The organism is Methylococcales bacterium, from assembly GCA_030949405.1.
In the GTDB taxonomy this organism is placed as follows: domain Bacteria; phylum Pseudomonadota; class Gammaproteobacteria; order Methylococcales; family Methylomonadaceae; genus WTBX01.
On the sequence record JAUZSN010000002.1, the window covers coordinates 2882008 to 2896246 of the forward strand.

Annotated in this window: 16 protein-coding genes, 4 tRNA genes and 1 other RNA gene; 17 read left to right on the plus strand and 4 right to left on the minus strand. The window is 37.4% G+C overall.

Features of this window, described 5'->3' with window-relative positions; all coding sequences use genetic code 11:
- The first annotated feature begins 89 nt into the window (after nucleotides 1-89).
- The 16 genes from Q9M50_14780 (at nucleotide 90) to Q9M50_14855 (ending at nucleotide 10338) form a co-directional block, all read left to right on the plus strand.
- Nucleotides 90-1484, plus strand: a complete 1395-nt coding sequence (locus Q9M50_14780; protein ID MDQ7091878.1) for a tetratricopeptide repeat protein — start codon at nucleotides 90-92, stop codon at nucleotides 1482-1484.
- Nucleotides 1481-2059, plus strand: coding sequence for a lipoprotein insertase outer membrane protein LolB (lolB, locus tag Q9M50_14785; protein MDQ7091879.1), 579 nt, complete (start codon nucleotides 1481-1483; stop codon nucleotides 2057-2059). The genes Q9M50_14780 and lolB overlap by 4 nt, the downstream gene beginning before the upstream one ends.
- Nucleotides 2059-2928 carry a 4-(cytidine 5'-diphospho)-2-C-methyl-D-erythritol kinase gene (ispE, locus tag Q9M50_14790; GenBank protein ID MDQ7091880.1) on the plus strand — a complete coding sequence of 290 codons (870 nt, stop codon included), beginning with the start codon at nucleotides 2059-2061 and terminating at the stop codon, nucleotides 2926-2928. The genes lolB and ispE overlap by 1 nt, the downstream gene beginning before the upstream one ends.
- Before the next feature lie 17 nt (nucleotides 2929-2945).
- A tRNA-Gln gene (locus Q9M50_14795) sits at nucleotides 2946-3020 on the plus strand.
- A gap of 34 nt (nucleotides 3021-3054) precedes the next feature.
- Nucleotides 3055-4008 (plus strand): ribose-phosphate diphosphokinase, encoded by a 954-nt coding sequence (locus tag Q9M50_14800; GenBank protein MDQ7091881.1) that lies wholly within the window; start codon nucleotides 3055-3057, stop codon nucleotides 4006-4008.
- A 44-nt stretch (nucleotides 4009-4052) separates the two neighbouring features.
- Nucleotides 4053-4688 (plus strand): 50S ribosomal protein L25/general stress protein Ctc, encoded by a 636-nt coding sequence (locus Q9M50_14805; GenBank protein MDQ7091882.1) that lies wholly within the window; start codon nucleotides 4053-4055, stop codon nucleotides 4686-4688.
- 11 nt (nucleotides 4689-4699) lie between these two features.
- The gene (pth, locus tag Q9M50_14810) at nucleotides 4700-5269 is read left to right on the plus strand and encodes an aminoacyl-tRNA hydrolase (GenBank protein MDQ7091883.1); all 570 of its coding nucleotides are present in this window, start codon (nucleotides 4700-4702) and stop codon (nucleotides 5267-5269) included.
- A gap of 52 nt (nucleotides 5270-5321) precedes the next feature.
- A tRNA-Tyr gene (locus Q9M50_14815) sits at nucleotides 5322-5407 on the plus strand.
- A 24-nt stretch (nucleotides 5408-5431) separates the two neighbouring features.
- Nucleotides 5432-5505 (plus strand) — tRNA-Gly (locus Q9M50_14820).
- An 8-nt stretch (nucleotides 5506-5513) separates the two neighbouring features.
- Nucleotides 5514-5589 (plus strand) — tRNA-Thr (locus tag Q9M50_14825).
- Between the two features lie 117 nt (nucleotides 5590-5706).
- Nucleotides 5707-5804, plus strand: an RNA gene (gene ffs, locus Q9M50_14830) — signal recognition particle sRNA small type.
- Nucleotides 5805-5841: 37 nt separating this feature from the next.
- The gene (gene dnaX / locus Q9M50_14835; GenBank protein MDQ7091884.1) at nucleotides 5842-7518 is read left to right on the plus strand and encodes a DNA polymerase III subunit gamma/tau; all 1677 of its coding nucleotides are present in this window, start codon (nucleotides 5842-5844) and stop codon (nucleotides 7516-7518) included.
- Between the two features lie 3 nt (nucleotides 7519-7521).
- Nucleotides 7522-7845 carry a YbaB/EbfC family nucleoid-associated protein gene (locus tag Q9M50_14840; GenBank protein MDQ7091885.1) on the plus strand — a complete coding sequence of 108 codons (324 nt, stop codon included), beginning with the start codon at nucleotides 7522-7524 and terminating at the stop codon, nucleotides 7843-7845.
- Between the two features lie 12 nt (nucleotides 7846-7857).
- Nucleotides 7858-8196, plus strand: a complete 339-nt coding sequence (locus Q9M50_14845) for a histidine triad nucleotide-binding protein (GenBank protein MDQ7091886.1) — start codon at nucleotides 7858-7860, stop codon at nucleotides 8194-8196.
- Between the two features lie 16 nt (nucleotides 8197-8212).
- Nucleotides 8213-8893, plus strand: a complete 681-nt coding sequence (locus Q9M50_14850) for an AAA family ATPase (GenBank protein ID MDQ7091887.1) — start codon at nucleotides 8213-8215, stop codon at nucleotides 8891-8893.
- 149 nt (nucleotides 8894-9042) lie between these two features.
- Nucleotides 9043-10338, plus strand: a complete 1296-nt coding sequence (locus tag Q9M50_14855; GenBank protein ID MDQ7091888.1) for a dicarboxylate/amino acid:cation symporter — start codon at nucleotides 9043-9045, stop codon at nucleotides 10336-10338.
- Nucleotides 10339-10461: 123 nt separating this feature from the next.
- On the opposite strand, the gene Q9M50_14860 is transcribed toward Q9M50_14855, so the two are convergent.
- The 3 genes from Q9M50_14860 to Q9M50_14870 all read right to left on the minus strand — a co-directional run bounded on the left by Q9M50_14860 (nucleotide 10462) and on the right by Q9M50_14870 (nucleotide 12702).
- Nucleotides 10462-10977, minus strand: coding sequence for a hypothetical protein (locus tag Q9M50_14860; protein MDQ7091889.1), 516 nt, complete (start codon nucleotides 10975-10977; stop codon nucleotides 10462-10464).
- A 272-nt stretch (nucleotides 10978-11249) separates the two neighbouring features.
- Complete coding sequence (locus Q9M50_14865) at nucleotides 11250-12227, minus strand: FAD-binding oxidoreductase (protein ID MDQ7091890.1); 978 nt, start codon at nucleotides 12225-12227, stop codon at nucleotides 11250-11252.
- 106 nt (nucleotides 12228-12333) lie between these two features.
- On the minus strand, nucleotides 12334-12702 hold the full coding sequence (locus tag Q9M50_14870; GenBank protein ID MDQ7091891.1) for a group 1 truncated hemoglobin: 369 nt from the start codon (nucleotides 12700-12702) through the stop codon (nucleotides 12334-12336).
- Nucleotides 12703-12962: 260 nt separating this feature from the next.
- Here Q9M50_14870 and Q9M50_14875 point away from each other — a divergent pair, with 260 nt between their 5' ends.
- Nucleotides 12963-13613, plus strand: coding sequence for an HTH domain-containing protein (locus tag Q9M50_14875; protein MDQ7091892.1), 651 nt, complete (start codon nucleotides 12963-12965; stop codon nucleotides 13611-13613).
- Between the two features lie 42 nt (nucleotides 13614-13655).
- On the opposite strand, the gene ppa is transcribed toward Q9M50_14875, so the two are convergent.
- Nucleotides 13656-14180, minus strand: coding sequence for an inorganic diphosphatase (gene ppa / locus Q9M50_14880; protein ID MDQ7091893.1), 525 nt, complete (start codon nucleotides 14178-14180; stop codon nucleotides 13656-13658).
- Nucleotides 14181-14239 lie beyond the last annotated feature (59 nt).

Below are 14239 nucleotides of genomic sequence, written 5' to 3' on the forward strand. Positions count from 1 at the left end.
GCGTATTTGTGTTCTTTTTAAAATTAATCGCGACAATATCATTGATCTTTGTAACTGCGTGTCATAGCTCTCCAAAAGAGCAAACTGTCGTGACGAAACCTAAGGCCACGCAGACTAAACTACAAGATAAAGTACTCGAATCTAAAGAAACAGTGGATGATCTGCAAACGGCTATAGACCCAGAGGTTTTATATTTAATCTTAACGGCAGAGACTGCCTTACAACGGGAACAATATGCGATTGCACTAGAAGCTTATATGAGAGTTGCAAAGCAAGTAGATGATGTCAAAATTTTAGAAAAAACCGCACAAATTGCGCTGTTTTTAGAAAATTTAGACAAAACTGAGGAGGCCGTCGATCTGTGGCTGGCAAAAGACAGTGAAAATATAACGGCACGGCGTGTTGCTTTAACCGTTGCGTTAAATCAGAAGAATCAAGCCGCCGCTATTGAACATTTGAATTTTATCTTAGAAAAATACCCTGCTGATTTTAATGGGTTGTTATTAGATATTCAAAAATCTCTTAAGACCAAAGAAAATATTGATTTTTCTGAGCAGTTACTCAATGCTTTAGAAACGCAACATCCTAAGCAAGCCGCCATTTTTTTATCGCAAACAATCTTAGCCATACAGCAACAAAATTTTGATAAAGCCAAGCAAAAAGTAGCCCGCGCCTTATTATTACAACCTAAGTGGGAAAAAGCGATTGAGTTAGAGGCTGGATTATGGATGTATTCAGGGAAAAAAGCATTTAGCGAGCAAAAATATTCTGAAGCCTTAGCTGCCTTTAAAAAAATCAAGTATGAAAAACTAAAGCTTGATGCAACAATAGCGATAATTTCAGTCTTGTTCAAACAGGAAAAATTTGATCAAGCAACGCTTTATTTAAACACGCTGCATAAAGAGCATCCTGATAAAAAAATGCGTATTTTTATTCTGGAAGCCGAACTTCAAAATAGCCAAAAAAATTATCAAGAAGCCTTTACTATATTAACGAAAGCACTTAAAGAATCACCTGCAGAACGTGAAGTGTTATATGCACGCTCCTTAATTGCAGAAAAACTTGATGATCTTATTACCTTAGAGGCTGATTTAAATAAAATTTTACAACAAAATCCCAACGATGCGGCGGCTTTAAATGCATTAGGTTATACCTTGGTCAATAAAACCACACGTTATGAGGAGGCTGAACGTTATTTATCAAAAGCACTCAGTTTAAACCCTGAAGAAGCGGTTATCATTGATAGTTATGGCTGGTTGAAATTCAAACAAGGAGACTTTCAAGCCGCTTTAAAATATTTACAGCAAGCCCGTGAGAAATTAACGGGGGAACATGAAATTATAGCCCATATAGCCGAAGTTCTATGGCAGCTAAATCAAAAAGATAAAGCCCGTAAATTGATTGCGGATGAAATGAAAAAAACGCCTGAAGATCCACATTTATTAGAATTCAAAAGCCGTATTTTAGATAAGGACATAAAGTGAGGATAGCGACTTTTAAACCATTTTTATGGATGACGCTGTTTGTTTTAATCAGTGGGTGTACCGAAATGGTCGTAAAGCCTGTTGAAGATAAGTATCATCTTAGTGAGCGAAAAAATTTTTATGACTTAAAAAAATGGCGCTTTACAGGACGATTAGTTATCGTTGATAAAAAAGAATCTTGGACTGCCACCCTTGAATGGCATCATCTGGAAAAAAAGGAGACGTTAACGTTATCAGGTCCTTTAGGTCAAAGTGCGATAAAAATAACCTTAACCGAAAATTTAATGACCTTAGACCGTGGAGACGGAAAGGTGACCCAATCAGAGGATATTACGCATTTTATTGAGCAACAGTTAGGGATGGTTATTCCTGTCAAGTCTTTACGTTACTGGGTCTTAGGATTAACCCATCCTGATAAACCTTTTGTTCAATTAGCGGATGGTTTTGAACAAGAAAAGTGGATTATTCAATACAGAGAAATGCAACAAATTAATAAAAAATGGATGCCCCGTAAATTAAAAGCAATGCGCGGTAAAACTCGCTTAAAATTAGTCATTGATCAGTGGACGTTATAATGTCAAAGACAGAAATCATACACTCGGCATGGCTCGAAAAATGGCCCGCCCCTGCAAAAATAAATTTAATGCTTCGTATTACAGGGCGTAGAGACGATGGGTATCATTCGTTACAAACCGTATTTCAATTACTGGATTTGTGTGACTGGCTAACCTTTCATCCCCTTGATGAAGATAAAATTTACTTAAAATCGCCCCTTGAAGGCGTTCCCGAGGCAACCGATTTAACCATTCGTGCGGCAAAGCTTTTAAAAGAAGTCTCAGGTTATCAACACGGCATTGGTATTGACATTGAAAAAAACCTACCGATGGGCGGAGGATTAGGCGGAGGCAGCTCCGATGCCGCAACAACGCTTTTAGTGCTTAATAAGCTTTGGGGATTAAATTTTTCAATAACAACGCTCATGAAGCTGGGGTTACAGCTGGGTGCCGATGTCCCTGTTTTTATATATGGATACTCCGCATGGGCAGAAGGTGTAGGGGAAGAATTAACTCAATTAATCATTCCAGAACAATGGGTTGTCATCATAAAGCCTGACTGCCATGTCAACACAGGTGAAATATTTTCAGATGAAAACTTGACACGTGATAGCAAAGTCATCACAATAGCCGACTTTCTTGCAGGACAACAACAAAACGATTGTCTTTCTGTTGTTCGCAAGTTAAATCAACCGATAGAACAAGCCTTAAGTGTCTTGTCTGAATATTCAGAAGCAAGACTTACAGGAACAGGTGCTTGTGTGTTTGCACAGTTTGATTCATACGAATCAGCGCGCAATGCGTATCAAGCCTTGAAACCTAAATGGCAGGTTTATTTATCCAAGGGGATGAATGAATCGTTGTTGAACAAAAAGCTAGCATTGTTTTGACGTTGACTCTCGATTATTGGGCCGTCGCCAAGCGGTAAGGCACGGGGTTTTGATCTCCGCATACCCAGGTTCGAATCCTGGCGGCCCAGCCACTCTTTATACTATAAACCTTTTAGGAGTGTTCAGATGAGTGACGCCTCTTTGATGGTGTTTTCAGGCAATGCACATAAAGCATTATCTAAAGGCATAGTCAAAAAGTTAAACCTACGCCTAGGAATGGCGAGTGTTGGGAAGTTTAGCGATGGTGAACTTGCAATTGAGATAGAGGAGAATGTTAGAGGCAAGGATGTTTTTATTATTCAGCCTACATGCTCCCCGACAAATGAAAATTTAATGGAATTACTAGTGATGATAGATGCGTTAAAACGCGCCTCTTCCTCACGAATTACAGCCGTTATGCCCTATTTTGGTTATGCACGCCAAGACAGACGCACACGATCTGCTCGCGTTCCCATTACCGCAAAGTTAGTTGCTAATTTAATTGGGGCAGCAGGAGCTGACCGTGTATTAACAGTTGATTTACATGCTGACCAAATTCAAGGTTTTTTTAATATCCCCGTCGATAATGTTTATGCATCTCCCATCTTATTGGGTGATATTTGGCGGCAAAAATATCAAAACCAAATTGTTGTATCACCTGATGTAGGCGGGGTTGTTCGCGCCCGATCATTAGCAAAACGATTAGATGATGCCGATTTAGCTATTATTGATAAGCGGCGACCAAAAGCCAATGTATCAGAAATTATGCATATTATTGGTGATGTTGAAGGCCGTACTTGCGTGATGATTGATGATTTAGTTGATACCGCAGGAACCTTATGCCACGCGGCGAGTGCATTAAAAAAAAATGGGGCCATTAAAGTTGTCGCCTATTGCACTCATGCTGTCTTATCAGGGCAAGCAGTCGAAAATTTAAGAAATTCAGAGCTGGATGAATTAATCGTTACCGATACAATTCCTCTAAGCAAAGAGCTGTTAGCTTTAGAAAATATCAGGCAATTAAGTGTTGCCGATATGCTAGCAGAAACAATACGTCGAATAGCGGCAAGTGAGTCAGTAAGCTCGCTTTATGTTGATTAATTATTATTTAAGTGTTTTAAGGCACACACGCTTTGGAGAAAAAAATGTCTAACGTATTTGAATTTATGGCAACTAGCCGTGAAAAATCAGGAACAAGTTCTGCGCGTGCAGTACGTCGTCAAGGTAATGTCCCTGCGGTCATCTACGGTGGCGATACAGATCCTGCAATGCTAGTTTTAAATCACAATGAAGTGAATAAACATCTTGAAAATGAAGCAGTTTATTCTCATGTATTGGATATACATGTCGATGGAAAACCTGAAAAGGCTATTTTAAAAGAAATTCAGCGTCATCCCGCAAGACCCCAAATTTTACACATGGATTTTTTGCGAATCAATGAAAATGAATTATTAAAAATACATGTTCCGCTTCATTTTATCAATGAATCAACCTCAGTCGGTGTCAAAAAAGGCGGCGTTGCAACCCACGCACGGGTTGAAGTCGAAGTTACTTGTTTACCCTCAGTCATTCCTGAGTATTTGGAAATTGATTTAGCCCATCTTGATTTGGGTGAATCGGTCCATTTATCAGAAATTTCATTACCTGAAGGTGTTTCAATTCTTGAGTTATCACAAGGTGAAGAGCATGACCTTGCAGTCGCCTCTATTATTGCTTCGCGTGTTTCTGCAGCAGATGAAGACGATGAAGAAACTGAAGACGTTGTTGTCGCTCCTGAATAAGTAACCTTTGAATGATTAAATTAATTGTTGGTTTAGGAAATCCTGGTCAACACTATAAAAAAACCCGACATAATGTTGGGTTTTTGTTTTTAGAGCAGTTGATTGCTGATTCTGGAAGCTCATGGACAAAAGAATTAAAATTTCAAGGCTGGGTTGCAAACTGCCATATCGGTTCACACAAAATCACGGTACTTAAACCTGATACCTTTATGAATCATAGTGGTCAGTCGGTGGGTAAGATTGCACGCTACTATAAATTAGATGTTAATGAAATTTTAGTGGTTCATGATGAACTGGATTTTGTTGCAGGCACCGTTAAATTAAAAAAAAGCGGCGGCCATGCAGGCCATAATGGCTTACGTGATATTATTTCGCATTTGAGTTCTAAAGATTTTTACCGTTTACGAGTTGGAATTGGTCGCCCCAACAGTGAAAAAAACGTTGCTGACTATGTTTTATCTAACCCTTCAAAAATGGATATGGGGTTTATTGATGACGCTTTTGCCCGTATAAAAACTATTTTAGCCTTATTAGTTTCAGGTGATATAGAGACGGCCATAAAAAACTTACATACAAATTAAAAAAATATTGACAACATATTAATAAGTCGTCATAATAAGTGACTTAAGTACTGGAGGGGTTCCCGAGCGGCCAAAGGGATCAGACTGTAAATCTGACGGCTCAGCCTTCGGAGGTTCGAATCCTCCCCCCCTCCACCATTACTTCTTGTCAAAGATTCTTTTGCGGGTGTAGTTCAGTGGTAGAACTCCAGCCTTCCAAGCTGATTATGTGGGTTCGATTCCCATCACCCGCTCCAAATTCCTTGCTCATATAGCTCAGTCGGTAGAGCACTTCCTTGGTAAGGAAGAGGTCACCGGTTCAAATCCGGTTATGAGCTCCAAATATTATTAATTATTTATAGTTTAAAAAAAATTTAAAATTAGCTTGAATTAAATACTTAAATAATAGATAATAACTATCTTTCATCAGAACACTGTTGAAAATATTATGGTCACTGTGTCGGTTCTCTCGCAACGATACGCTGTCAACTCCGCCAGGTCCCGGAAGGAAGCAACGGTAGCAGCAGATTCGTGTGCCGAGGTGTAGCTGGCGCAGTTTCCACCCAATTTTTATAATCTCCCCAGAGTCTCTCATGACTTATCAGGTTCTCGCTAGAAAATGGCGACCCCAAAATTTTAATGAAATTGTTGGGCAAGAACACGTTAGTAATTCCCTCATCAATGCACTACAGCATCAACGATTACACCACGCCTATTTATTTACAGGCACTCGCGGTGTTGGAAAAACTACGATTGCTCGAATTTTAGCCAAAGCAATGAATTGTGAAAATCTACAGGATTCAAATCCTTGTGGACAGTGTCCTGTTTGTCGTGATTTTGATAAAGGGCGTTTCATGGACTTAATTGAAGTCGATGCCGCGTCACGAACTAAAGTCGAAGATACTCGTGATTTATTAGATAATGCCCAATACGCACCTAATCAAGGTCGTTACAAAGTTTATTTAATTGATGAAGTTCACATGCTTTCTAACCATAGTTTTAATGCATTATTAAAAACGTTAGAAGAACCCCCACCACATGTTAAATTCTTATTAGCCACCACTGACCCTCAAAAAATTCCCGTTACCGTTCTTTCGCGTTGCTTACAGTTTAATTTAAAACAATTATTGCCTGAGCAAATTGAAAAGCAGATGGGGTTTATTTTACAGCAAGAAAAAATCGAATTTGATTTATCTGCCTTAAGTTTAATTGCCCGTGCCGCCGATGGTAGTATGCGTGATGGCTTAAGTTTATTAGATCAAGCCATCGCTTTTGGACAAGGGCGTGTTAATCAACTTGATGTCAGTACGATGTTAGGCACGGTTTCTCAACAGCCTATTGATGATTTATTACGCGTTTTAGTCGCTGGAAATGGTCAAGGTATTTTAGATAAAATAGCGGACATTGCGGCGTTAAGTGTTGATTTTAGTGATGTGTTAGAGCAATTATTACGGATGTTACACCGTCTTGCTTTATTACAAGTTATTCCTAATTTTAATGATCCCGCTTTTGATAAACAAATGTTGGTCGAATTCTCAGAACTTATTTCGCCCGAAGATGTGCAGTTATACTATCAAATTGCTTTGAAAGGACAAGCCGATTTAGATTTAGCCCCCGATGCACGCATGGGGTTTGAAATGGTCATGTTAAGAATGTTAACGTTTCGACCTATAACGAGTCGTTCACCTAGCCCACCAAAACTTTCTAATGTTTCGTCATCAACTAACGTAATTAATTCTACCGTATCACAAAAAGTACAGCCCCCTATTGTCCCGAATAAAGAAGTCGAAACCCTTTCATCAATAGAACCGACGGTGCCTGAATCTCATTGTGATCCCACGCCCGCGCCTGTCAATTATTCGGTTAACAATGACTGGGCAGAAATGATACGTGTTATGGCTTTAAGTGGGTTAACCAAACAACTGGCTGATAATTGTATTTTAATAAAAATAGACGAGCATTTTTGTTATTTAGAACGAGACCCTACACACACCATCGCAGGGGCTAAATCTAAAGAAAAATTGGAAGCTGCCCTACAAAATTATTATCAAAAACCATTACGATTACAAATTAATGCTAAACAAGCGCATACTATTAATACCCCCGCCATACAACAGCAGCAAGTAAGGGAAGATCGACAGCAAGCGGCTGTTGATTCGATTAATAGTGACCCAAATGTTTATGCGTTAAAAGAAAATTTTGATGCAAGAATAATGCCTGGGACAATTGTTCCCATAGATCCTTCAACTACTTTTAATAATGGAGAATAAAAAATGACTAATTCGCTAGGCGATATTATGCAGAAAGCTCAGAAAATGCAGGAAGATGTGAAAAAGATTCAGGAAGAAATTGAGGCTTTAGAAATTACAGGAGAATCGGGGGCTGGCTTGGTGAAGATTATCATGACAGGGAAGCGGGAAGTCAGAAAAGTGACGATTGATAAGTCCTTGGTTGAAGATGATAAAGATATGTTAGAAGATTTAGTGGCTTCGGCAATTAATGATGCGGTGCGTAAAGTCAGTCGATTAAAAAAAGAAAAAATGGCGGATATTACCTCTGGAATCCCGATGCCTCCAGGGTTTAAAATGCCTTTTTAAAGGAAAAATATGATGAGCGATTGTTTGTTTTGTAAAATGGCGAACGGGGATATTAAACCCGATGTAGTTTATGAAGATGAGGCAGTTTTAGCCTTTAGGGATATTAATCCACAAGCCCCTGTGCATATTTTAGTGATTCCTAAAAAGCATGTGGCGACCTTGAATGATTTAGATGATACCGAACTTTCAGGGCGATTATTAAGAACCGTTGCCAAATTGGCGGCACAAGAAGGTATTGCTGACTCAGGTTATAGAACGGTTATTAATTGTAATTCAGACGGTGGACAGGAGGTTTACCATTTGCATTTACATGTGTTGGGTGGGAAGAAAATAAAGTTATCTTTAGCTTGATGGTTTCAAAAATATTATGATTACCGAAATTAAAGTTGAAAATTATAAGTCGTTGCAAGATTTCAAAATGGAAGTCGGGCGATTTAATGTTTTGATTGGCGAGAATGGTTGCGGTAAAAGTAATATTTTAGAGGCGATTACTTTGGCGGGTGCGGCTGAGGCTAATAAACTGGATAAAGAGTTTTTATTCAGCGGATGGCGAAATTTATTAATCTATTTAGAATCCGATATTTTTCGAGAAGATGTAGAAAATTTTGAATTTATGGTGATTCAAGTGGACACCGATGTTTCCAATGATGGCAACGAACACTTTAATGTCCCTCATTACGATAGTGATAATCGTGCTTTATCAACCAAAACTTTAATTAACAATGTTACTGAAAAATTAATTTCAACGATTGATAAAAATGATACTGGTTTTTATCCATATTATTCAGAAAGAATTATTTTTGCAGTGAGCGTTCATTCTATTGAATGTTGGTTAGTTGCCCATTATTCAGAGCAAGTAGAAACTCAAGAATGCTTTAAAGTTTTAGGAACCATTAAACTACCCAAAAAAATTCCTGTGACTAAAAAACATAATGGTCGCAATTATCATAGATTGAGCGAACCATTTTTAGATCGAAAAAACATTGACCTCGTTGCAAAAAAAAACATCAGCTTTAAAGCCTTCATTGATAAACTCCCCGAATTATAACGCTTGGTTTTCCCCAAAAATCTAACCTTTTATTAGTAACCCACCCAATAAAATAACCCCATACACTCCATATTCGCAAATTCAGGGTTATGAAACGCTCATTTCTATTGTAATATTGTTATTAAATCCAATTTCAACGGAGAATAATAATGATAAAAAAAACCTCAATTACAACTAAAATACTCATTGCAATGGGTATTGGCTTAATTTTAGGCAGTTTAATTAATGCTTTTTTTCATGACGTGGCCTTTATACAAACCTATTTTGTGGAAGGTTTATTTCATGTCGTAGGAAAAGCGTTTGTCAATGCCCTAAAAATGCTAGTCGTCCCCTTAGTCACCTTTTCATTAATTTGTGGCGTTTGTGGCATTGGCGATGTCAGTGTTTTAGGACGCGTAGGGTTTAAAGCCTTTGCTTTTTATATTTTCACCACCGCACTTGCCATTACTCTGGCCTTAGTCGTTGCCATTATTCTCGCACCGGGCAAAGGATTTGAGCAAGTCGTCGGAACCACTAATTTCTCCCCCAAACCCGCACCGCCCTTAACAGATGTTTTTATTAACATCGTTCCAAGTAATCCGATTAATGCCTTTGCTGAAGGCAATATGTTACAAATTATTTTCTTTGTTATTATATTTGCCATTGCCATGCTGATGAGCGGTGAAGTCGGCAAAGATCTTCATCAATTAGCGGAAAATCTTAATGAAGTGATGATGAAGGTCGTGACCTTAGTGATGGATTTTGCCCCTATTGGTGTATTTTTTCTCATGGCAAAAACGTTTTCTGAACAAGGTCTTGGCCTAATTTTACCCATGATTAGTTATTTTAGTATCGTTATTTTGTGCTTGCTTCTTCATGCTTTTGGAACATTTAGCGTCTTATTAATCGTCTTTGCAAAACTCAATCCCGTTATTTTTATTAAAAAAATGCGCCCAGCCCATATTTTTGCCTTTAGTACCGCAAGCTCTAATGCCACCATTCCTGTCACCTTACAAGTGGTTGAAAAACGCTTAGGGGTGAATAATGCAATCGCTTCGTTTACGATTCCTCTAGGAGCAACCATTAATATGGATGGGACCGCCATTATGCAAGGCGTTGCCACTGTTTTTATTGCCAATGTTTATGCCATTGATTTAGGGGTCAGTGATTATTTAACCATTGTTGGCATGTCTATTTTAGCCTCCATCGGAACGGCTGGAGTCCCTGGTGTGGGCTTAATTATGTTGGCAATGGTCTTTAATCAGGTCGGATTACCTGTTGAAGGGATCGGTTTAATTTTAGGCGTAGACCGATTATTAGATATGGTACGCACCGCCGTTAATGTCACAGGTGATGCAACGGTTACCTGTATTGTTGCTCGCGGCGAAAATGAAATAGATGAGACTATTTTTAATAACCCCGATGCAGGCGTTATAACCGACGTTGAATTACCGCATAAAAGCTAATCGCCTTAAGATAAGGCCATCATTGTAGAGACACTATGATTCGTGTCTCTTGAGTCCTGTAAACTCACATAGTTATAGTGTACAACAAATTCAGAGACACAAAACCGACCCAACTCATTTAAATTATCGCCCTAAAACACATGTTCTAGCCCCTTCTGTTACCTTTAAAACATCGTTTATTAACAACGGCTCTATCGTGAGCTGTTGCAAGCTGGCTTTCAAAAGCTCAAGAACAACATCATAATGAAAATCATCAGGCATAAACTTTAATAAGGCCGCATGAGACTCACATAAAAGATGAGTTTCATGGTGATCTTGTTCAATAATTAAACCAAAAAAACCAAAATCAGAGCCTGTAATAAAGCTTTTACGTTTACTTCTTGAAAATGCCAGCATAAAAAAATCGTTTAATACGGCTTTTCGTTCTTTATCGGGTCTATCATCAGGTCCATAACTTGCCGTTATAAACCTTTTTAGAGCGACTCTTTGTTCTTTTTGGTGTTCATTAGTAAAAAATCGATTAATACGATAATCAGCAAGCATTTTATCGTACAAATCTTCAATAATACTATTGACGACGGTTTCTCCCCCTAGTTTTCCAAAAAGGGATTTAGAGTGGGTTCTGTTTATAGCATTCATAACTATTCTCCTATTTTTTAATTTTTTATAGAATGAAAAGAATGTAAAACCTAAAGCGTTTAAAATGTAGAAATATGTATATTTCATACCATAACCCGTGTAAATAGTCCGATTTTAACGTTTAATAAATAACGACTATTGTACAGTCTGTTTAAACAACTTTTTTTGATAACCCCTTGATTATACCCCTAAAATTTTCAGAGTCAAAAAGATAATATTCATTTAAATTAAACGTATATTTTGTACGTTATTCCTGTGTGAATTTTCCTCATTCAATGGGATAAATGAAACGCATCCGCATAAATATCCTCAAGGTTAGCCCCTTTTAAAAAAACTTGAGTTTGCATTTGCTTAACCATTTCAGGATGTCCACACAAATACACCCGCCAATTATTTAAATTCGTATAGGTTGAAAGAGCAATGTCATTTGCTCTCCCTTGGCTATAGTCATCCTTATAATTATCGTCATAATTTCCCGAAATGCAGGCGGTATAATTAAAATTTTCATGATTCACGGTCAATTTTTGTATTTTTTCGCTTAAATATAAATCTTCTACTGTTCGGCTACCATGAAATAAATGAATCTTTCCTCTATGATTTTGTGCTAACGCATCCTGTAAAATACCATAAAGAGGCGCTAAACCTGTTCCTGTCCCGATGAGTAACAAACCTTGTTCTTGTTGTTCCATGGTATAAAAACAATGACCTCGTGCTGATGATGCAGGGACTTTATCGCCAAGGTTTAAATCATGATGAACCCAATAACTAAAACGTCCATTCGGCAATAAGCGAATTTGTAGTTCAATATAGTCCTGCTCATTAGGAATATTACTAATAGAATAGCTACGAATAATATTATCAGGGGTTTTTAAATTAACAAATTGACCCGCTTTAAAGATAAATTGTTTACCATGTGACAACCGTAATAATAGGGTATTGTGATTGAGCATTCGTTTAGCTAATACTTGAAATTCATACTCAAAATTAAACGTATCAATCGTCTCTATTTGCATAGCCTGCTCAGGAACACATAAGCACGATAAAAAATGATTTTGCTGTTTTTGGTTTGTACTTAAATTTTCTTGAGAATGTTTAGGGGGGGGATTATCAATACTACGTAGTAAACAGCTTTGACAAACACCTTGCCGACAGCCATGAGGAATAGAAACATTTTCTCTCAGTAACGTATCTAAAACCGTTTCATTTTCGCGACAATCATATTGTTGTTGTTTGTAATGGAAAGTTGCCATTTTGAAGACCTTTCATAGATGTGCCGTATTAAAAAACCTCCACACATTTTCAAATAAATTCACTGAGGCTATTATTTAAATATCATTGTGTGGAGTATTAAACAGCTTATTTACCTAATACGTCGTTACGTGTACTTTCAGCAATTGCCATAACTTCACCAACCAAGTCAGCCGCAACGCCTAATTCTTCTAACGTTGATTGTAAATGCCCTGCGACTGCATTGAAATGATCATCATTTAAGCCTTTTTTAACTAAATGTGCATGACCTTTGCGCATATCTTCACCCGTATAACTATTAGGTCCTCCAAATGCCATTGTTAAAAATGATTTTTGCTTTGCCATTTGTTGCTGCATATCCGTATTGTCAAAAAAATGACTAATACTTTCATCTTGTAATACTTTGCGATAAAAAATATTAACCGCAGCACTCACAGCGGCTTCACCGCCTAATTTTTGATATAAAGAATCGCTCATAAATAACTCACATTAATTAAAGTTAAAAAAATTGGGCTAACTTATTGTCATTAAATAATTTAGCCTCATCAGCTTACTTGATAAAATTAACTTTTACAATATTTATATTATAAAAGATATTATTTGGTTTTTCAAAAGGGTTCTGTTACTCTTTAAACAAATAAATTAGTTAATTAACATCCAAAAAACTTACTTATTTTACTCTGTAGGCTCAACTAATCCCCCCTACATCGTTAAGTTTTGGATGTTATTAAAAAGAAATGATCTTAATTAGAGAAGGATGGATGAATAAAGTAAGTGAGAGACAACGTCAAATTTTACAACTCTTGCTAGAAAATAGAGAGGGGTTAAGTGTTGATAAAATTGCGAATGCGTTAGCTATTTCCCGAACCGCTATTTTGCAACATTTTTCAAAATTACAACAACTTAACTATATTTGTGAAGGCCGTTTAAATAAAACAGGTGGCCGACCTGTTCGTAATTATTGCTTAACCGAACAAGGTATTAACTCATTTCCAAAAAAATACTCTTGGTTTTCTGAACTCTTATTAGCCAGCCTAAAAAAACAAATGGGGTCTGAAAGACTGAGCCATTATATGTATCGCTTAGGTGAACAAGTGGCCCAAGAGTTTTTACCCCAACTACAGAATAAAACGCTTCCTGAACGAACTGAATTTTTACTTTCTGTGATGGAGGATTTAGGGTTTGAAGCGAAATTACACGAAAATATTCATGAAAATAAATTAAATATTCAAGCCTGTAATTGTATTTATCATGATATTGCTCAAAAACATCAAGAAATTTGTCAATTTGATTTAGCCTTAATCAGCAGTCTATTAAATACGGATATAGAGTTAGAGGAATGTTTAGCCAAATCAGGTCACATTTGTCAATTTAACGTACTGAAATAAATAAGGCGTGATGCCAACCACACCCTAATCCCTGACTAAATTCTATTGATGACGAGCAATGCTCGCAATAATTTCTTGTTTAGCCTCATCAACATCACCCCAGCCTTCTATTTTCACCCATTTCCCAGGTTCTAAATCTTTATAATGCTCAAAAAAATGGGCTATTTTGGCGAGCTTTTCTTCCATAATATCCGCATAAGAGTGGACTCTATTATAGTAAGGTGTCAGTTTTTCGATAGGAACCGCCAAAATTTTAGGATCATCCCCCGCCTCATCCACCATTTTTAATAAACCAATGGGACGACAACGCACCACAGAACCACTCAACAAAGCCGCAGGCGCAATGACTAAGACATCAACAGGATCGCCATCATCAGAGAGTGTCTCTGGAATATAGCCATAATTAGCGGGATATTGCATCGCTGTTCCCATAAAACGATCAACCACTAATGCTCCTGAATCCTTATCAATTTCATATTTAACAGGGTCACTGTTCGCTGGAATTTCAATAATAACCTCTATTTCATTCGGGGATTCTGTATTGAGTGTAACGTTTTTAGGTGACATATTATTTTATTAAGTAGTGTAAAATACGGCTATTATACTCACCTTTTTAATATCATAGA